The sequence below is a fragment of the Actinopolyspora biskrensis genome (assembly GCF_013408175.1).
Classification (GTDB): Bacteria; Actinomycetota; Actinomycetes; order Mycobacteriales; family Pseudonocardiaceae; genus Actinopolyspora; species Actinopolyspora biskrensis.
Genome location: NZ_JACBYW010000001.1, coordinates 725,267 through 744,170, shown reverse-complemented (window position 1 = coordinate 744,170; position 18,904 = coordinate 725,267). Strand labels below are relative to the sequence as shown.

The 18,904-nt window shown below is 68.5% G+C and carries 12 protein-coding genes and 1 pseudogene; 5 read left to right on the top strand and 8 right to left on the bottom strand.

Features of this window, described 5'->3' with window-relative positions; translation table 11 throughout:
- Positions 1–220: 220 nt before the first annotated feature.
- From FHR84_RS03230 to FHR84_RS03220, 3 genes are all read right to left on the bottom strand, one after another.
- On the bottom strand, positions 221–487 hold the full coding sequence (locus FHR84_RS03230; protein WP_179533897.1) for a hypothetical protein: 267 nt from the start codon (positions 485–487) through the stop codon (positions 221–223).
- A gap of 155 nt (positions 488–642) precedes the next feature.
- Complete coding sequence (locus tag FHR84_RS03225) at positions 643–1,818, bottom strand: geranylgeranyl reductase family protein (RefSeq protein ID WP_179533896.1); 1,176 nt, start codon at positions 1,816–1,818, stop codon at positions 643–645.
- 55 nt (positions 1,819–1,873) lie between these two features.
- Positions 1,874–8,191 (bottom strand): type I polyketide synthase, encoded by a 6,318-nt coding sequence (locus FHR84_RS03220; RefSeq protein WP_218861910.1) that lies wholly within the window; start codon positions 8,189–8,191, stop codon positions 1,874–1,876.
- Positions 8,192–8,383: 192 nt separating this feature from the next.
- Here FHR84_RS03220 and FHR84_RS03215 point away from each other — a divergent pair, with 192 nt between their 5' ends.
- From FHR84_RS03215 to FHR84_RS03205, 3 genes are all read left to right on the top strand, one after another.
- Positions 8,384–8,875 (top strand): nitroreductase/quinone reductase family protein, encoded by a 492-nt coding sequence (locus FHR84_RS03215; protein ID WP_179533895.1) that lies wholly within the window; start codon positions 8,384–8,386, stop codon positions 8,873–8,875.
- A gap of 202 nt (positions 8,876–9,077) precedes the next feature.
- Positions 9,078–9,698: a CHAP domain-containing protein gene (locus tag FHR84_RS03210; RefSeq protein WP_179533894.1), complete on the top strand. Its 621-nt coding sequence runs from the start codon at positions 9,078–9,080 to the stop codon at positions 9,696–9,698.
- Between the two features lie 270 nt (positions 9,699–9,968).
- Positions 9,969–10,373 (top strand): hypothetical protein, encoded by a 405-nt coding sequence (locus FHR84_RS03205; protein WP_179533893.1) that lies wholly within the window; start codon positions 9,969–9,971, stop codon positions 10,371–10,373.
- 226 nt (positions 10,374–10,599) lie between these two features.
- Here the strand turns inward: FHR84_RS03205 and htpG are convergent, their stop codons facing one another.
- Entirely contained in the window at positions 10,600–12,510 is a 1,911-nt protein-coding gene (htpG, locus tag FHR84_RS03200) for a molecular chaperone HtpG (protein WP_179533892.1), read from the bottom strand.
- Positions 12,511–12,528: 18 nt separating this feature from the next.
- A complete protein-coding gene (locus FHR84_RS22725; RefSeq protein WP_281361182.1) occupies positions 12,529–12,657 on the bottom strand; it encodes a hypothetical protein in 129 nt (42 codons plus the stop codon).
- 261 nt (positions 12,658–12,918) lie between these two features.
- Between FHR84_RS22725 and FHR84_RS23455 the strand changes: the two are divergent.
- Both FHR84_RS23455 and FHR84_RS03195 read left to right on the top strand, forming a co-directional pair.
- Positions 12,919–13,015 (top strand): annotated as a pseudogene (locus FHR84_RS23455) (IS5/IS1182 family transposase); the annotation flags it as partial.
- A gap of 380 nt (positions 13,016–13,395) precedes the next feature.
- Positions 13,396–14,148, top strand: a complete 753-nt coding sequence (locus FHR84_RS03195) for a TetR/AcrR family transcriptional regulator (protein ID WP_179533891.1) — start codon at positions 13,396–13,398, stop codon at positions 14,146–14,148.
- Positions 14,149–14,883: 735 nt separating this feature from the next.
- On the opposite strand, the gene FHR84_RS03190 is transcribed toward FHR84_RS03195, so the two are convergent.
- The 3 genes from FHR84_RS03190 to FHR84_RS03180 form a co-directional block, all read right to left on the bottom strand.
- Complete coding sequence (locus tag FHR84_RS03190; protein ID WP_179533890.1) at positions 14,884–15,903, bottom strand: class I SAM-dependent methyltransferase; 1,020 nt, start codon at positions 15,901–15,903, stop codon at positions 14,884–14,886.
- A gap of 44 nt (positions 15,904–15,947) precedes the next feature.
- Positions 15,948–17,168, bottom strand: coding sequence for an MFS transporter (locus FHR84_RS03185; protein ID WP_179533889.1), 1,221 nt, complete (start codon positions 17,166–17,168; stop codon positions 15,948–15,950).
- Positions 17,169–17,536: 368 nt separating this feature from the next.
- Positions 17,537–18,325, bottom strand: a complete 789-nt coding sequence (locus tag FHR84_RS03180; RefSeq protein WP_179533888.1) for a PhzF family phenazine biosynthesis protein — start codon at positions 18,323–18,325, stop codon at positions 17,537–17,539.
- Between the last annotated feature and the right edge of the window lie 579 nt (positions 18,326–18,904).

Sequence of the window (18,904 nt, the reverse complement as noted above, 5' to 3'; positions counted from 1 at the left end):
AGCGCCGGGACTTACGACCGACAGGACCGGAGCCGCCCGGATCCTGCGCTGCCCGACGCGCGAAAATCACCCGCTCCAACGCCCCGGAACGAACCGGGGGCCTTCTCGTGTCTAGCGGACCTCTACCCCTCGGGAACGTCAATCACCCGTCCGTGACGCTCTCAGCGATCCGTGAGAACCGCTGTCAGCGTCTCAGCGGCCTACGACCGGGGCAAGGTCTTCAGTCCACCTGAGTCAACCGGGAGATGTCCGAGGCCAGGCACAGCCGACTGAATACGTCCGGACTGCCCGATTGGATCGACTGCGCAAGAGTCGAGAGCCGCTGCGCTCCCTTGATCCTGGTAAGTCCGGGGTGGGTGATCTCCTTGCGCCACATCTCGGCCCCTGACACTCGCTCGTAGGCGGCCACTACGTCGATCGCTGCCGCACGTGTCCCGGTTTCCACTTGCCCGAGGTACGGCTTCGAGAAGTGGGGCAGCTCAGCCATCCGGGGCAGCGACGAGCCGGAGTCCAGCCGAACCGCCCGCAGGACTACTGGTCGAGTTCGTGACCAGGGATTACGTATGCTCAGACACGATCAGATCCCTGAATGTCCCTGCGGCGCTCCCGGACCACCACGGGCGTGCACGGCAGGACGCGGCCTCAACCGAGCGCGGCGAGGGCGGACAGCAGGGGCCGGACCCCGGGATAGTTGACGATCTCCGGAATGGTCTTGCGCCCGGTGAGGTAGTCGTCCACGCGCCGCCACACGAGGGGAACCCCGACCAGCGCCGCGTGGACCAGCGCGGGCCTCGCGAAGTAGATCTTCGCCAGCTTCTCGCTGGCGTACATCTCGGCTGCCAGCTCGCGCTCGGCGGAGCGCGCGTAGTCGCGTTCGGCTGCCTCGGTGTCGGACCGCGTGGCCGAGCCCGCGATCGCGACCGCGGAACGCCCCGCCAACTCCCCGGAACGCATCGCGAACGAAATGCCCTCGCGCAGCCAGGGATCGGCCAACCCCGCCGCGTCCCCGGCCACGAGCGCGCGGTCGCGGGCGAACGGCGAGTCGGCGTACCGGCAGCGGGTCAGATGCCCGGTGTCGTGGATCGGCTCGATCCCGGAGAACCCCTGACGCTCGACGAAACCGCGCATGTACCTGCGCGTCTCGTCCGGTCGGCCGCGGCTGCCCACCACTCCCACGGTGCTGATGTCCCCCTTCGGGAACACCCACCCGAACGCTCCGGGGAAAGGCCCCCACTCCAGGAGCGCGCGCCCTTCCCAACGACGCGACGTGCGGCTGTCGACCGGAACCTCGATCTCGAGGGCCAGGTCCACCTGGCGGCACCGAACGCCCACGAACCGCGCGACGCGACTCGCGCTGCCGTCCGCGCCCACGACGGTTCGCGCGTGCAGGACGTCACCGTTGGCGACCCGCAGCGACACCTGCTCCTCACCGCCCTCGACCCCTTTCACGAGGCACTTGTCGCGAACCTGAGCACCGGCCTCCGCGGCTCGTTCGACCAGCGCCGCGTCGAACTCGCTCCGGAACACCATCTTCGCCAGCGGTGGCCGGGAGGGCAGCGTGCGTTCCCGCCTGCCGTGCATGGACAGGGTCACGCGGCTCAGCTCGTCGCAGATCCGCACGTCCGCGCCCTCCGGCAACGCCGCCAGCGAGGCTCCCACGAGTCCCCCGCCACAGGTCTTGTAGCGCGGGATGCTCTCCCGTTCGAGCAGCAGCACGCTGCAACCGTTCTCGGCCGCGATGCGTGCCGCCGTCGCTCCTGCCGGACCTGCGCCGACGACCGCGACGTCCCATACCGGCGAATGCGTCGTTCGCGCCATACTGCGGGTTTCCCTTTCTGGTGCGGTGGTCGGAGACGTTCGGCTCGCTGCGCGCTCACGCGTCCGCGGGAGCGGAGGTGCCGTCGAGGAGCTCGGCGAGGTGGGCGGCGAGCGAGGACGGCTCCGGGTGGGCCCAGAGTTTCTTCGTCGGCACCCGGATCCGCAGCGCCTTGTCGAGCCGGGTCCGCAGCTCCAGCCCCATCAGCGAGTCCAGGCCGTAGTCGAGCAGGGACCGCCCCGGGTCGACACCGGCCGGGTCCAACCGCAGGATCGCCGCCGCCTGCTCGACGACGAACTCGGTGAGCAGGTCGACAGCACTCGCCTCGTCGGTCTCGGCGATGCGGGCCAGCAGCTCGTGGTCGGTACCGGACTCGTCCCCGCCATCACCGGACCGCGTCGTTTGCGGCGCGAAGAACGCGGAGCCGCGTGCCCGGTCGCCGACCGCGTCCAGCCAGCTGCCGTCGGCCAGCGGCAGGTACCCGCTCCGGGTGCGCGCGTACCGCAGGATCCGCTCGCAGGCCTCGATGCCTTCCGCCGGTTCGATCATCGCGAGCCCGCGATCGGCCATGTCCGCGCCCCGGCCGTGCTCGGCCCAGGCACCCCAGGACACGCTGGTGGCGGCGAGTCCCCGTGACCGCCGGAGCGTGGCCAGCCCGTCCAGGAACCCGTTGGCCGCCGCGTAAGCACCTTGCCCGGGGTTTCCGATGAGGGCGGCGGCCGAGGAGAACAGCAGCATCCAGTCGAGCCCGCCCTCGTGGCCGCCTGCGCCGAGCGCGTCGTGCAAGTGCCACGCCCCGAGCGCCTTGGGAGACCACACCCGGTCCGTTCCCGCGGCGTCGAGGCGGGAGACCACGCCGTCCTCGACGACCGCAGCGCCGTGGACGACGCCGCGCACCGGCACACCGTCCGCGCTCGCCTCGCCGAGCAGCCCGCGGGCGGTGTCCGGCTCGGCCAGATCCCCCAGCACGACCCGCACGTCGGTGCCCGCCGCACGCAGCTCGTCGAGCACACCCGCGGCGGTCTCCCCCGGTTCCCGGCGCCCGTTGAGCACCACCCGCGCTGCTCCCGCCTCGCTCAGCCAACGGGCCACCAGCAGACCGAGCCCGCCGAGCCCGCCGGTGACGACGTAGGCGCCGTCCGCCCGCACCACCGGCACGTCCTCCGGGGACACCGGAACCTGCCGACTGCCCTCGGTGGGGATGCGCAGCACGATCTTGCCGATGTGCCTGCCCGCGCCGAGCGTGCGGAAGGCCTCGGAGAGCTCGTCCACCGTGTAGGTGGTCAGCGGCAGGGGGACGAGGCTGCCGTCGGCCGCGCCGCGCTCGATCTCGCCGATCATGCTCGCGGTCAGCGAAGTGAGCCGGTCGACCACGAGGTTGAGATCGATGCTGGCGAAGGTGAGGTTGTGCCGGAACGGCGCGAGGCTGATCCGGTGCTCGGCGTAGATGTCCCGCTTGCCGATCTCCAGGAAGCGCCCGCCGGTCCGCAGCAGCGAGATGCCGGCCCGCTGGGCGGCGCCGGTGACCGAGTTGAGCACCACGTCCACACCCGCACCACCGGTGACGGCCAGCACCTGCTCGGCGAAGTCCAGCGAACGCGAGTCCATCACGTGCTCGACGCCGAGTTCGACGAGGTGGGCGCGCTTGTCCGGGCTGCCCGCGGTGGCGAAGACCTCCGCTCCCCTGGAGCGCGCGATGTGGATCGCGGCCAAGCCCACGCCGCCGGTGGCGGCGTGGATCAGCACCCGTTCGCCGGCCTCCAGCCGGGCCAGGTGGCTCAGCCCGTACCACGCGGTCAGGTAGACCGCAGGCATGGTGGCGGCTTCCTCGGTCGAGACGTGCTCGGGCACGGCGAACACGTTGCCGGTGGACACCGTCAGGTGCGAGGCGAGCCCGCCCCACATCATCGCGGCGACGCGGTCGCCCGGACGGTAGTCGGTGACTCCCGGGCCGACGCGGGAGACCACTCCCGCGCAGTCCGCTCCGAGCGGCGGCGGGTCGTCGTCCACGGTGTTGTACAGGCCCATCGCGTTGAGCGCGTCCACGTAGTTCAGGCTCGCGGCGCGGATCTCGATCTCCACTTCGCCGGGCCCGGGACGCACCCGCTCGCGGGCGGCGAGTTCGAGCGTGTCCAGATCTCCCCGGCGCGCGGTCTGCACGCCCATCCCGTCCCTGCCGAAGTGGACGGTCTCTCGGCGGCGTTCGTCCGCCGAGAGCGGGCTGTTCCGCAGGCGCGCGAGATAGCGCACGTCACCGCGCCACGCGACTTCGTCCTCCTCGACGGGGGCGTCCAGCAGCTCGCCGACGAGCCGGGCGGGATCGGTGTCCACGCTGTCGACGACGGACACCGCGAGCTCGGGGTGCTCGTGCCCGATCACCTTGGCCATGCCGCGCAGCGGCGCCTGCGCGAGGTTCGTGCCGTCACCGCCGAGCACCTCCTGCGCGTCGTGCAGCACGACGGTCAGCGTCGGCGACCGACGGCTCTCCCCGTCGGTGAGCGCCTGGACCAGTGCCGTGAGGCGGCCCACCCGCTGCCGCGAGGTCGCGGCCGGGGCGCGCCGATCGTGCTCCGGTGAGGTCACGAAGGCCACGCCGTCGACGCCCTCCGGGCAGGAGAGCACCGCGGGTCCCAGCTCGTCGGGCTCGTCGGGAGCCAGCACGGTCGCGGTGCCGCCCCGCGAGCGGAGGCCGTCGGCGAGGCGATCGGCGAGGCCCCTCCCCTCGGGTTCGGTGACCAGCAGCCACCGCCCGGTCTCCGCGCACGCCAGCTGCGGAGCGGGCACGGCGTCCCACTCGACGGCGAGCAGGCGCCGCTCGAACACCCGGTCCGGCGCCTCCTCGGCCGAGGTGCCGAACCGCGCGTCGCGGACGTCCACCAGCACCGCGCCCTCCTCGTCCACGAGCTGGGCGTTTCCGAGGCCGGAGCGGTCGCCGAACTCGTGCACCGCTGCCACGCAGTAGCGGGCGTTCCGCGCATCGCCGAACACCCGGAGCGTTCCGATGCCGAGCGGGAGGAACAGGCCGGTCTGATCCATCAACTCCGGGTGCGCGGCGATGGTCTGCAGGCACGCGTCCAACAGCACCGGGTGCACGCGGTAGGAGTCCACCTCCGAACGGCGTTCGGCCGGAAGCCGGACCTCGCCGACGAGGCTGCGCCGGTCGGCCGCTCCGCGGTGGATCGCGGTCAGCGCCGCGAACCCCGGGCCGTGCTGGACGCCCAAACCGCGCAAATTCGCGTAGTAGGCCTCGGGGTCCTGCCACTCGGTGTGCTCGGCCAGCAGGGCGTCGATGTCCACCCCCCGCGGCGCCGCGTCCTCGTCGAGGACCCGGGCGTGGCCGCGGGCGTACGTGACGGCGCCGCCGTCGACGCCGCGGCCGAGCACGCTCACCCCGCCGTGGCGCCCGGTGGTGCGCTCCACGGTGGTCGACACGGTCATCGGGCCGTCCAGCACGAGTGCGTTGTCGAAGGAGAGTCCGGACACCTCGATCGCGGAGCCGGCACCAAAGACCTCCTCCGCCGCGGACAACGCCATCTCGCCGTAGCCGGCGGCGGGCATCATCGGCGTGCCCCGCACCCGGTGGTCGGCCAACCACGGGTGGGTGTCGGTACCGATGTCGGCCTGCCAGACGTGCTCACCGTCGCCGCGCGGGGTCTCCACGTGCGCGCCCAACAGCGGATGCCCCACCGCCGGGGCGGAGCGCTCCGCCCCGGAGCTCATCAACCAGCGGTGGTTCCAGGTCGGCAGCGGCACGTCGAGCAGCCGTCCCTCCGGGTGCCGCGCCGACCAGTCGACGCGACCGCCCGCGCAGTGCACCTCGCCGATCGCCGAGAGCACCGCGGCCGGTTCGTCCTCGTCGCGGCGGAGTGCTCCCACCACGGCGACGTCCGCGTGCCGCGCGGCGGCGGTGTCACCGATCGCGCGGGTCAGGAGCGGATGGGGGCCGAGCTCGGCGAACACGCGGTGCCCGTCCGCTAGCGCCGCGGAGACCGCGTCGGCGAAACGTACGGGACGACGCAGGTTGTCCACCCAGTAGGCCGCGTCGAAGGAGATCTGCGAGCTCTCCTCCCCCGTGAGCACCGTGCTGTAGAAGGGAACCTCGGGCCGACACGGCGTGACCGTGGACAACGCGGACAGCAAGGCGTCGAGTATCGGGGCGACCTGCGGCGAGTGCGACGCGACGTCCACCGCCACCTCACCGACCATCCGATCGGCCTCGTCCCACCGCCGTACCAGGCGGCCCACCTCGTCCGCGTCACCGGCGACCACAGTGGACTCCGGTGCGGCGACCACGGCGACCACCACACCGCGCGCCCCGGCCTCCTCGAGTTCGCGTTCGACCTCCTCGCGGGACAGGTCGACCGAGGCCATCGCGCCCGCACCCGCCAGCTCCAGCATCAGCCGCGAGCGCCTGCAGACGACCGCCGCACCGTCGGTCAGCGACAGCGCTCCGCTGACCACCGCGGCGGCGACCTCACCCATCGAGTGACCGATCACCGCACCCGGTCGCACGCCGTGCGAGCGCCACACGGCCGCTAGACCGACCTGCATGGCGAACAGGGCCGGCTGCACCTGGTCGATGCCGGTGACCACTTCCTCGGCGCAGAGCCTGTCACGCAACGAGAACCCCGACTCGGCGAGCACCACCGGCTCCAGCTCCTCGACGGTCTTGGCGAACGCGGGCTCCTGGTCGAGCAACCGGCGCCCCATGCCCGCCCACTGGGCACCCTGCCCGGAGAACACCCACACCGGGTCGCCCTCACGCCCCGCGGCCGCCGTGCCGACGGCGACACCGTGCGCCGGCTGCCCCCGCTCGACGGCGCGCAGCCTCCCGACGAGCTCCGCCCGGTCGGAGGCGACCACCGTCGCACGCGCCGACCGGTGCTCGCGCCGCACGCCGTTGGTGTAGGCGAGGTCGTGCACCGGGACGTGCTCGGTCTTCTCCAGCCACGCGACCATCCGGCCCGCCGTGTCCGAGAGCGCTCGCGGTGAGCTCGCCGAGAGCGGCACCAGCAGCGGCGCACGCCCGGGGGACGCGGTTCCCGGCTGGAGCACGGGTGCCTGCTCGAGCAGCACGTGCGCGTTGGTCCCGGAGAAACCGTACGAGGACACCGCCGCGAGACGGGGTCCGTCCCCGACCGGCCACGGCTCGGTCCGCGTGGGGACGAACAGCCGAGTGCTCTCGTGGTCGATCTCCGGGTTCCAGCCGGTGAAGTGCAGATTGGCCGGGACCTCGCCGTGCCGCAACGCCAGGATCGCCTTGATCACCCCGGCCATGCCGGAGGCGGTCTCCGCGTGGCCGACGTTCGTCTTCGCCGAGCCCAGCGCGCACGGGCCCGCGTCCCCGTGTCCGTAGCTGTCGGCCAGCGCGGCGAACTCGATGGGATCACCGACCGGGGTACCGGTGCCGTGCGCCTCGACCAGGCCGACCCGGCACGGGTCGACCCCGGAGCGGGCGATCACCTGCTGCTGCAGCTCGCGTTGCGCCTCCCCGGACGGCGCCGTGATGCCGTTCGAGCGACCGTCCTGGTTCACTCCGGAGCCCCGCAGCACTGCCAGCACCCGATCACCGTCACGTTCGGTGTCGGCGAGCCGTTTCAGCGCGAGCACCCCGCAGCCCTCGGCCCGGACGAACCCGCTCGCGTCGACGTCGAACGCCCGGCAGCGCCCGGCCGGGGAGAGCATCCCCCAGCTGGAGAAGGCCACCGTGGTCTCGGGGCCGAAGATCAGGTTGACGCCGCCGGCCAGGGCCAGATCCGCGTCGCCGGTCTGCAGGCTCCGCACCGCGAGGTGGGTGGCGACCAGCCCGGACGAACACGCGGAGTCCAGCACCACGCTGGGACCGCGCAGCCCGAGCAGGTAGGAGATGCGTCCGGCCGCCATGCTGCGCGCATTGCCGGTCATCGCGTAGGGATTGGTGAACAGCTCCCCGTAAGGGGTGCGCATCATGTAGTCCTGGCCGGAAATCCCAAGGAACAGCCCGGTCGGCGAATGACCGAGGTCGCGCGGCCGGATACCGGCGTGCTCCAGCGATTCCCACGCGGTTTCCAGCAGCAGGCGGTGCTGCGGATCCATCGCCTCCGCCTCGCGCTCGGACAGGCCGAAGAACTCCGGATCGAAACCGCCGACGTCGTGGAGGAAACCACCCCACTTCGACACCGTTTTCCCCGGAACACCCGGTTCCGGATCGTAGGCCTCCGCGACGTTCCACCGGTCCGGTGGAACTTCGGTGACCATGTCACGCCCCTCGCCCAGCACCTCCCAGTAGGCACCGGGCGAATCCACGCCTCCCGCGAATCGGCAACCGATGCCGACCACGGCGATCGGGTCGTACTTCGGCCTGCTGAATGACGCTTCCGCTGCTCCCTCGGACACGGGGAAAATCTATGTGCCAGCTGCCGATCTTCAAGTCGCTCAATCGGGCAACAATGTGCTGGTCACCCCCGAAAGAGGTATTGAGAAGAGATCCGCCCGCCAATGATCATCACTATCGTGTTATCCCGGAAACGCAGGAACCCGACGCCTCTCCTGACGCGACTCGCCCGCGGCCTGAGCCACCGAGCGTGGGTGTGCGAGCTGGCCCTGAGGCTCACGCCCGCGGAGCGCATCGCGTTGCGCAGCACCGGCGGACGGCACAGCATCAGCGGTTCGCTGGGCGTGCCGCTGTGCCTGCTGTGGACCCGCGGAGCCCGGACGGGCCGTTGGCGCAGCGTTCCCGTCATATGCACGCGGCACGGGGACTCCTACCTGGTCCTCGGATCCAACGGCGGGCGCCCGCGACATCCACAGTGGACAACGAACCTGCTCCGGGACACGCGGGCGGCGATCACCGTCGGCGGGACCACCGCGCCGGTCCGAGCGCGCCACGTCACCGGCGACGAGCACGCCGCGCTGTGGCCGAGCGCGCTCGAGACCTGGCCGCCCTACCGGACCTACACCCGCAGGTCCGGCCGGGAGCTGCGCATGTTCCACCTGTCCCCGACGACCGGAGGCCCCCTGGCCAGATCGTCGACGCCGCGCACGATCGGCGAGGCCGCTGATCACTCCGGGGGGCGGTGACTCGGCCCGGCGCCGACCACCGTGCGCGCCTCCTCCCCGTCGGCAACGGGGACCGCCCCGGCCGAGAACGCGCGGCGGCACGCGCACCGCTGCGTGGTCAGCGGTTGCTGACCTCGTTGTCCCCCCCTAGGTGCTTGCCACCACGGAAGAACGGGTAACACCAGGGGTGAGCCCGGCAGCACCAGGCGGGAGGAGGTAGCCGGTGGCGCACCGTGGTGATCGGACCAGCGAACCGGCCGCGCGCCGGCCCCGCGGGGGCGTGGCCGTGCTGGGCGTCGTGACGCGCCTGGCGGTGGCGGCCGCGACCGCGGTGGCCGTGCTCGCGCCTTTTCCTTCCGAGAATCCGGCGGGGGAGCAGACAGCGCCGGCGATCACGGCCGCACCCGGAACCGTGCAGGAGGAGATCGTCACGGCAGCACGGGCCGAGCTCGGCACCGAAGAAGCCGAGAAGAGCTGCCAGAAGTACTCCGAGCAGTGCGTGCCCTGGTGCGCGCTGTTCGCCATGTCGACCTGGGAGAGGGCGGGCGTGGACGTCGAGAACGAGGAGTTCGCCTTCACCGGCGACGTTTACACGACCGGGCAGACCGAGGGCACGGCCTACGGCAGCGCGCAGCTGGAGACGACCAGGCCGGGCGACGTGCTGCTGTTCGGCACCGGCCCGGAGACCCCCGACTCCAGCCACCACATCGGTGTGGTCGAAGAGGTCCGGGGCGAGAACGTCACCCTGATCGAGGGCAACACCGGGGACAACCCCGACAGGGTCATGCGCAAGACGCACAAGCTCAGCGAGGACACCTTCTACGGCGGCGTGCGCCCCTGGTGACCCCAACACGGACTCTGCGTCTCGTACCCGGGCAACGAGAACGGAACCGAACCCGAGCGGATCGGCAGCGGCCCCGGCAAGAACTTCCTGTACGACGAGACGGATATCGACTTCGAACGACACCCGACCTCGTCGAGCACAACTTCGACGAACACGACACCGGTGACGCGCTCGACCGCCAGCTTCACCGGAACGGTTCCGCCCGGGTGACCGGCATTCGGTGCCGAACCACCCCGGCTGATATCAGCGACACGTTGTCATGCTCGGAACATGCGCGACAAGAACCACGGACGGCGCACGGCACGGCACATCAGCATGACCGTCGCGGTAGGAATCGCCACCGCGGGGTGCTGGCTGCTCTGGTCCGGACTGGCTGAGGACCATGACGCGACGTGGCGGACCGCCGGTTTCCTGACCTCCGTGGCCCTGATCGTAGTAACCGCTGTCCGGTGGCCGCACCCGGCCATCACGATGCTGGTGGTACCAGCAGTGTTCGGCCCCGTCTACGCCGCGACCGTCGCCGACCAGGTCGGCCGGAAATGGGTCGGGCCGCTGGCGTTTGCCTACTCGGTCGAGCTGCTCTGTGGCACCGCGGCAGTGGCATTCGCCGCCGACTTCGTATGGAGCAAAGTTGCCTACGCTCCCCCAGCCGGCGGCTCCCTGCGGCGCCACTGAGGCCGACCACCGCCTCCGCCTCGGAGCTGTAGCGATACCCGTCACCGGCGTGACCGGGCGCGGAGAGCGGCACGGATCGGACTGCTTGGCGGCTCGGGTGGGAATCCCCAGCCGGAGTCTCGCCGCGCCGATCGCGCTGCAGGCAGCACGCTCGACCACACCCGTCCCACGCGCCCCTGTCGGGGCCGGGAAGCGACCGCTCCCCGGCCCCGACGAGACGACGTGCTCACAGCGTCCGGGCTAGCCTGTTGGCCAGCAGACTGGTGAACTGCGCGGGCTCGCGGAGCTCACCGCCCTCGGCCAGCAGCGCCATGCCGTGGACGAGCTCGGCCGTCTCCTCCAGCTCCTGGCTCTGGCCGTTCTTGTCGTAGGAGTCGCGCATCCCGCTCACGAGGGGGTGGTTGGGATTGACCTCGAGGATGCGCTTCACCGGCGGCACCTCGTGGCCCATGGCGCGGTACATCTTCTCCAGGGTCGGCCCCATGTCGTTGCTGTCGCCGACCACGCAGGCCGGTGACGTGCTCAGACGCGAGGAGAGGCGTACTTCCTTCACGTCGTCGGCGAGCTTGGTCGTCATCCAGGACAGCACGTCGGCGAACTCCTGCTCCTGCTGAGCCTTCTCGGAGTCCTTGCCGTCCTCGTCCTTCTCGTCGAGATCCACCTGGCCCTTGGCGATCGACTGGAACGGCTTGCCGTCGAACTCCGGCACCGACTCCACCCACATCTCGTCGACCGGGTCGGTCAGCAGCAGCACCTCCATGCCCTTGTCCCGAAAGGCCTCGATGTGCGGGGAGTTCTCGACCTTGGACCGCGAACTGCCGGTGATGTAGTAGATGCTGTCCTGACCGTCCTTCATCCGCTCGATGTACTCACGCAGCGTCGTCTTGTTCTCCGGATCGTGCGTGGACTCGAAGGAGGCGATCTCGAGGATCTGCTCGCGGTTGTCGACGTCGTTGAGCAGCCCCTCCTTGACGGCCTGGCCGAACTGGTCCCAGAACTTCGCGTAGCGCTCCGGGTCCGCGCTCATCATGTCCTTGACCGTGGACAGGACCTTCTTGACCAGGCGCTTGCGCATCATCTGGATCTGGCGGTCCTGCTGCAGGATCTCCCGCGAGACGTTGAGGGAGAGGTCCTGCGCGTCCACCACACCCTTGACGAAGCGCAGGTACTCCGGCAGGAGCTCCTCGCAGTCGTCCATGATGAACACGCGCTTGACGTAGAGCTGGACACCGCGCTTGTGGTCACGCGTGAAGAGGTCGAAGGGAGCGACCGAGGGGATGAACAGCAGCGCCTGGTACTCGATCGTGCCCTCGGCCCGCAGGTGGATCGTCTCGAGCGGATCGTTCCAGTCGTGGCTGATGTGCTTGTAGAACTCGCGGTACTCCTCCTCGGCGACCTCCTCCTTGGGGCGCGCCCAGAGCGCCTTCATCGAGTTGATCGTCTCGACCTGCCGCGTGGTCTCGCCCTCGGAGTCGGTGCGCTCGACCTCCATGCGGATGGGCCACGAGATGAAGTCGGAGTAACGCTTGACGATGTTGGTGATCGTCGTGCTGTCGGTGTAGTCGAGCAGACTGTCTTCCTGGTCCTCGGCCTTCAGGTGCAGCGTCACCGCCGTCCCCTGCGGGGCCTCGTCGACCGTCTCGATGGTGTAGGTGCCCTCACCGGTCGAGTCCCACCGGGTGCCGGTGCTCTCGCCCGCCCGGCGGGTCAGCAGCGTCACCCTGTCGGCGACCATGAAGCTGGCGTAGAACCCGAGTCCGAACTGGCCGATCAGCTCCTGGGCGGCCGCGCCGTCGTTGGTCTCCTTGAGCTGCTGCAGGAGCTCGGCCGTGCCCGACTTCGCGATCGTGCCGATGAGCTCCTGGACCTCGTCACGCGACATCCCGATACCGTTGTCGCGCACCGTCAGCGTGCGATTCTCCCTGTCGGCCTCGAGCAGGATGTGCGGATCGGAGGTGTCCACCTCCAGGTCCTTGTCACGGAAGGACTCCAGCCGCACCTTGTCCAGCGCGTCCGAGGCGTTGGAAACGAGCTCGCGCAGGAACGTGTCCTTGTTCGAGTAGATGGCGTGGACCATCAACTGCAACAATTTGCGAGATTCCGCCTGAAATTCGAACGTTTCCGCCTGTGTACTCACTGATCCCCTTTCCTGAAATCACGGTTCCCGCGCGTCGCCCCAGAACGACGACACCAGCGCGGCCAGGATTATAGGAGCCCGTGCGCACGCGACTCCCAGCCCGCCACGGGAGACGAAGCGGAACCGCCGGAACACTCCGAGCAGCACTCCGCGACCTCCGCCGAGCCCTCCGCGAGCGGGCCTTCCCGGCGGTAGCCGACACCCCGGCGGACGACGGTGAGCCGTTGGAGCGTGCTGGGGTTTCCCGACCGGTCGAACGCGCTCGCAGCGGAAACTGCGCCGCTCCGGGGCCAGTGCCGGTTGGCGCCGGCGCCCGGGCTCCCGTCCACCCCCGAGCACACCCCGGCCGGGCCCCGGCCATCACCTCAAGCAGGTCCTCACCCGCTGCCGGATCGCCTGACCCCGTGAGGGATCTTGTTCGTGTTGCCTGCGGGCATCGCCCGGGAAGACCTGCCCCAGGAGTTGGGCTTCGGGGCCGGGACGACGTGCTGGCGACGGTCGCGGGGCTGGCGGGCCGCCGGTGTCTTCGGCCGGCCGCACGCGGTTCGACGCGTTCCCACCAGTGCACGGGCGGTGCGGACGACCGCGCCGCGAACCCGAAGCTCTCGTGACCGACCGCGACTACGACCACAGCACCTGCCGTGCCCACCCGCGGGACCGGGGCATCCAGCCGTTCACCGGTCGGCGCAGGACTCGCGACGACGACCAAACCGTGCGCTGGGGTGCCGAACGAACCACGGCCCTGCTGCATCAGTTTCGGCGTCCGGGCACCCGCTGGGAGCGACGTGCTGACATCCATCACGGCTTCCTGGCACTCGCCACCAACCTCATTTGCTGGCGCCGCCTCCCCAACGCGACACGTCGGGCTCTCACAGGGTGCGTCGGATGCGGCTCTCGACGGGCATTTTCACGGTCTCCCGGTCCGAGAGCGCGGTCACTGCGATATTACTTGATCTTGCGGACAGGTTCTACGGGGATCTCGACCGTGACGGCGACGCTGCGCAAAAGTCGCTCAGCCGTGCCCTGGCCGCCCCCCTTGTCCGCAATTCGGGTTACTATCAGGGCATGAGCGCTCGCACTAATTCTGGACGTGAACGACTGCTGGGGGCCGCCCACCGACTGTTCTACGCACACGGCATAAACAATGTTGGCACCGATACAGTAATCGAGGAGGCCGGCGTGGCCAAAATGACGCTGTATCGAAACTTCAACTCAAAAGACGACCTCGTAGCCGCCTATCTGCAGGAGCGCGACACCTGGTGGCACCAAAAACTCATGGAGCGCATCAACGAACCCGGACAGACCCCCAAGGAAAAAATTCTGTCATTTTTCGAGATGTTCGCCGAATGGGTCAAGGACCCCGATTTTCATGGATGTGCGTTCATCAACGCGCACAGCGAGCACAGCCAGGGGCCAGAAGCGATGAAGGCCATCAAATCCCACAAGGACAGCTTCTACCGGATCCTGAGAAAACTGGTTGCGGATTCCGGGGCTGAGGACCCGGACTCATTGGCGGAACAGCTGTTCGTCCTGATGGAAGGGGGGATCGTGGTCTCGGAGATGAGCAGGAAAAGCAGTCCGGCCGCGCGTGCCCGTACAGCAGCGGAAGCACTGCTGAACGGGCACGCGTACGAGTGAGACGGTGTCTCGTGTGGTCGATTTCCCGTAGTGGGCAGGGGCGGCGGCGAACGTGAGGAACGCGTCGAAGAGGTGCCCATGACGTTCGCAGCGGTGAGTCAGGCGGCGGCAGCCGGGCGGCCGGGCCGAGCTGCGCTCGCCTCCAGCGGCAGCGACCGAGTTCTTCGCTCGTGCCGGGACCGGTACGGGCGCGTGGAGCGGTGCCTCGACTCGAATCCATCCGCGTAAGACGTGGTGGTCGTAGGCTCTTTCAACGTGCAGCCCGGCGGACCCGCCCATGCGCGGTCCACTCCGGGAGCGCACCTGCGGGGTGGCCCCGACCGAGGGCTTCAACCCGTTTCTGCCGTGGGGTGCTGGCTGCCGAGAGGACCACCGCCAACGGGGTCCCGGGCTGACCGGTCAGCAGCTGGACCTTCGATCCGGGCTCGCCGCGGTCGACCGGACCGAGCCCGGTCACCGATCCGTCGAACCCACCTTCGAGCACCGAGTTCATCCAGCACGGCCCGATGCAGCCCGCTTTTCTCGGCTGACCTCGTCAGACACAGCACTTCACCGGCACGCAGGAAATTTTCCCCGCGAAAAAGAGCACACCCAGAAAAGCAGGACGACGACCTCCTCTTCCCACGAAATTACCGCTTCAGTGACTCTGAACATTCACAGAAGAGGCCATCGCTCCTCAAGCACTTCACCGCGCTCCCAAACACGTTAAAATTTCACGTGCAAGGTTTTTTGCCCTCAGTCGACGGGAGCGGCCTGTACAGCAACAACGGTGTGCCCGACGGGGTCGCCCCTTTTCACGGCCTCGAAAGCCGTATCGACATCGAATGCGGAACCAGCCAGGTCCTGCTCGATCTTTTTGGCTTGCCCAGCGGCCTGCTGTGGGCTGTACGGAGACAGTACCCGGGCCAGCGCATCGACGGGGTAGAAGTGAAACGGCCCACCCCCCTTGCGCTCTTGGTCAACATACCCTCCGATCACCTCCTCCGGCTCGGATTGGATTTTCCACGTGTAGCCGAGCAGCTCGGTGTCAAAACCAGTCGAATTGAGAACGTCGAGTATTTCTGTCAACGGAGCGCGTGCACCGATAGAACAAACAACACGTCCAGAAGGACTCAACAGCGTCCGAGCCTGGTTGAGCATGGCGCAGTGGAGTGCCAGCAAATAGCGATGTGCCCCTGCGGGTACCCCCGCAAGCGCGGAAGTGTCGAAAAAGCTGGAAGTTGCTTGTCCGGCCGCCAAGTCCACGTGCGTCGGCGCGGGAATGTTCGGCAGGTTCTCGTAAAGGAGGTCGATCGTTCCGGAGTGCGCCGTAAGCGGCTCTCCCAGATGCCCTACATATCCTTCCACGGTATGCATGCTCGAATCGGGAACATTACGTCGAATATTGTCAACGGCGTGCTCGACGACCTCTTCGTGCAAATCCGTCACCAGAGCGGTGGACGGATTCAGCGTCTCGATGGCGGCGAGCACGTCGGTTCCGGCTCCAGTCCCTATAGTTGCGAACGTATCGACGGAGGATTCTCCGTGAACCGCCGCGTAGCTCCGCAGCGCGGGAAGGGCCACAGAAGCAACCCAGTCACGTCGCGGGTCCTTCGCCTTGGGCAGGTAGGTATGATCTGTCAGGTTCAACGATAAAGACCGGTTGATCCGCTGCGGGCAACCTTCGAGTCCGAACAAATCATGAGTGTTCGTTTCCATGGAGGTCGCACCAGCACCAGCACCAGCACCAGCATTCATGGAATCATCGATAGACATAAATATCCCTGTTTATGTTTGCCGGATCAATCCTGACCCTGTTTTCAGGAATCCTTCTTGACAGCGGCATCAGCACCGTCGCTGACGCTGTTCTCAAGTTGCCGACTCGCCGGACCGCTTTTCGGAGCCAATATGAGGAATCCGGCGAGAGAAAAGGCGGCCAGCAGGTAGGCTGCCGTAGCGTACGAATGCGTGCTCTGGACGATGAACCCGGTCATGGCTGGTCCGGCAGCGGAACCGACACCCACGGCGGTGTAAACGATCCCGAGGCGCCGGGAAAGTGCGGCCGGACCGAACTCTTCGGCCAGGATCACCGGTGTGAGCGCGATGTAGCCTCCATACCCAACCCCCATCACGAGCGTGAAAATCAGCAGCTGGGGGTATCCCGTTGCACTGGCCCAGATGAGCAAGCTGATGACGGTGCACGCGTAGCAGGCCAGGAACAGAGTCATCGTGCGGTAGCGCGAGGCGGCCACCCCCAGTAGCAACCGCCCGGCGATACTGGCAGCCCCGATGACCGAGACGAGAGCCGCGGCGGTCACCGGAGACAACCCCAGCCGCAGCGCCGATGGGGCCAGATGGACGAAGGGGACGTACAGCGCACAGTTGATCAGCAGTACTGACACGTACAACCGCACGAACCCGCGGGAAGCAACGGCGGGATCTTTCGTGGTGGCGGAGCGTTGCGACTCCGGTGCGGGAGCAAGCAGCACGATGGCCACCAGCAGCAGGACCAGCCCCGCGACCCCCCAGATCTGGAAAGCGTGCCGCCACCCGATCTGCCCCACCAGCCATGCGGTCAGTGGAGGTCCGGCGACCGTGCCCAGGCCGATTCCGCTGACAGCGACACCGGTGGCCAACGCCCGGTACCGGGCAAACCAGCTGCCCACCGCGCTGACCACGGGCACGTAGAGGCAACCGACACCGAGCCCCACGCCGAATCCGTAGGCGAGATAAGCCTGCCAGGCCGTGTGCGCCAGCGACGCCCCCACCAAACCGAGGGCGAGAACGACTGCCCCCACGCTCAGAACCAGCCGTAGGCCCACCCGGTCGGCCAACGGACCAGTCACCACACCCAAGCAGAAAAACAGCAAGGACGTGATGGAGAACAACACCGAAGCCAGCCCCGGGCCGACACCGAAGTAGGTCGCGAGCGGGGTGAAGAACGCACCGTAGCTGTAGGCGATGCCGAAGGCAACGAACAGTCCCAGCGTAGCCCCACCAAGCACCACCCAGGCCCGGCCTGTGTCCACCCCCTGGCGCACAGTGGCACCTCCTTCCTGCAGCAGACAGCACTCCGTGAGCGCACCGTGATCAACGCGCTTAGCCTGATGGAGACAGGTCTCCCTCGTCAAGGACGGACACGAAATCCACGTAGTCGCTCGATCAACCGGAGGAATCGGTTGTTCCGATGGAGGAATACCCTCAAAGAATGCGAGCAACCTTCACGAGCGGCGCGGAGCGTTTCCCCACGTCGACGACTTTCCCGCCCGCACGGCAGGCCAGCTCAACTCTCTCGGAACCCGATCAACACACAACCAGAGCCAAGTCCGTGACCAGCTGATTCAATGCCGCAACTCGAATCGTTCCCGAAGTGCCCGCCAGCGTCCGGCACGGCAGCGGTCCACACTGCCTAAACGACGATCTGCCCCTTGAGGGTCGTGACCGCGCTGCCGCACAGACCGACCCGTGCTCCTCGCAGAGTCGTCCGCACCACTCCACCGCGCGGCGAGGCCTGTTCCCCGACGAATTCCGTCCCCTGTTCGCTCCGTTCCAACTCGGCCGACCACCAGGAAGCCAAAGTGCAGTGCGCGGAACCGGTCACCGGGTCCTCGGGCATGCCGTAGCGAGGGGCGAAGAAGCGGCTCACGAAGTCGATGCCATCGCTGTCACCGGGAGCGGTGACGATCACCCCGCGCACAGGTACCCGTGCTATCGCCTCGAGGTCGGGGACGAGGGAACGAACCTCGGCCGCCGATCCAGCACGCACCAGGACGTCGAACGAACCCCGCGCGACCCGCTCGATGGTGATACCGGGCAGTCCCGCAGCCAGCTCCGCACTCACCTCGGTCACGTCGGGAGGATCGGCGGGAAAGTCCAGCCCGATCCAACCGTTCCCGAGGTCCTCACAGGTCAGTTCGCCACTACTGGTGTCGAAGCGTTGCTGACCACCGAGCACGTGTGCGGTCGCCAACGTCGCGTGCCCGCACAGGTCGACCTCGGTGGTCGGGCTGAACCAGCGCAACGGCTTTGGCCTTCCTTCAGGGACGCCCGCTACGACGAACGCGGTCTCGGAGTGCTTGAGCTCGGCAGCCACGGCCCGCATCCACGAATCCTCGGCAGGCTCCTCCAGCACCACCACGCCGGCCGGGTTCCCACGGAACGGTGTGCCGGTAAACGCATCCACAACGTAGGTTTCCATGATCCGGACTCTAGCCAAACCCGCTCTTCGCCTTCCGGACGTGGTGATTCACGAGGCCGAGAACGCGGTCGGCCGTCGGGGCGGGTGGGCGGTTGGTGGGCACCGAGTCAGAGGAAACGCGGCTTGGAGGCGCCTCGCTGTTGAAGCGTTCGATACCGAGGAGCCGTTTCCACAGGCCGAGCCCGCTGTTTCCGTCCAATAGCGACTGTGCGGGCGCTTCCGTCCCGACACGGGTAAGCGAGTGGGCCTATCCCGCCTCCCCGAGGAATTCCTCCGGCATCTGCCGACCAGCCGGGAACGGAATCACCGATCGCAGAATCTCACCGGACAGGTTCAGTCCCCGCGGGGCACGTCCCGACCGGTGGCGGAATTCCCGGTCGTTGCCGTGCCAGCGCACGAACTCGGTCCGCGCCCGCCAGGGCCGGCCGTCGGTGGTGGACATCCGATGTGGGAAAAACTCCGAGGCAAGACGGTTCCGGCTCCGGCACCCCGGCCGGGGATCCGCCGGTGGCCGTGACGCCCGATCCCGCCATCGATTCGGAGCGGCCTTCGGCGAGAAACTCGCTGGGCACAAGATCG

Bases quoted from the DNA above. Each gene is read 5' to 3' on its own strand.
- FHR84_RS03190 (WP_179533890.1), bottom strand. From the start codon at position 15,903: ATGTCTATCGATGATTCCATGAATGCTGGTGCTGGTGCTGGTGCTGGT.
- FHR84_RS03205 (WP_179533893.1), top strand. From the start codon at position 9,969: ATGCGCGACAAGAACCACGGACGGCGCACGGCACGGCACATCAGCATG.
- FHR84_RS03225 (WP_179533896.1), bottom strand. From the start codon at position 1,818: ATGGCGCGAACGACGCATTCGCCGGTATGGGACGTCGCGGTCGTCGGC.
- FHR84_RS03180 (WP_179533888.1), bottom strand. From the start codon at position 18,325: ATGGAAACCTACGTTGTGGATGCGTTTACCGGCACACCGTTCCGTGGG.
- FHR84_RS03230 (WP_179533897.1), bottom strand. From the start codon at position 487: ATGGCTGAGCTGCCCCACTTCTCGAAGCCGTACCTCGGGCAAGTGGAA.
- FHR84_RS03195 (WP_179533891.1), top strand. From the start codon at position 13,396: ATGCGGCTCTCGACGGGCATTTTCACGGTCTCCCGGTCCGAGAGCGCG.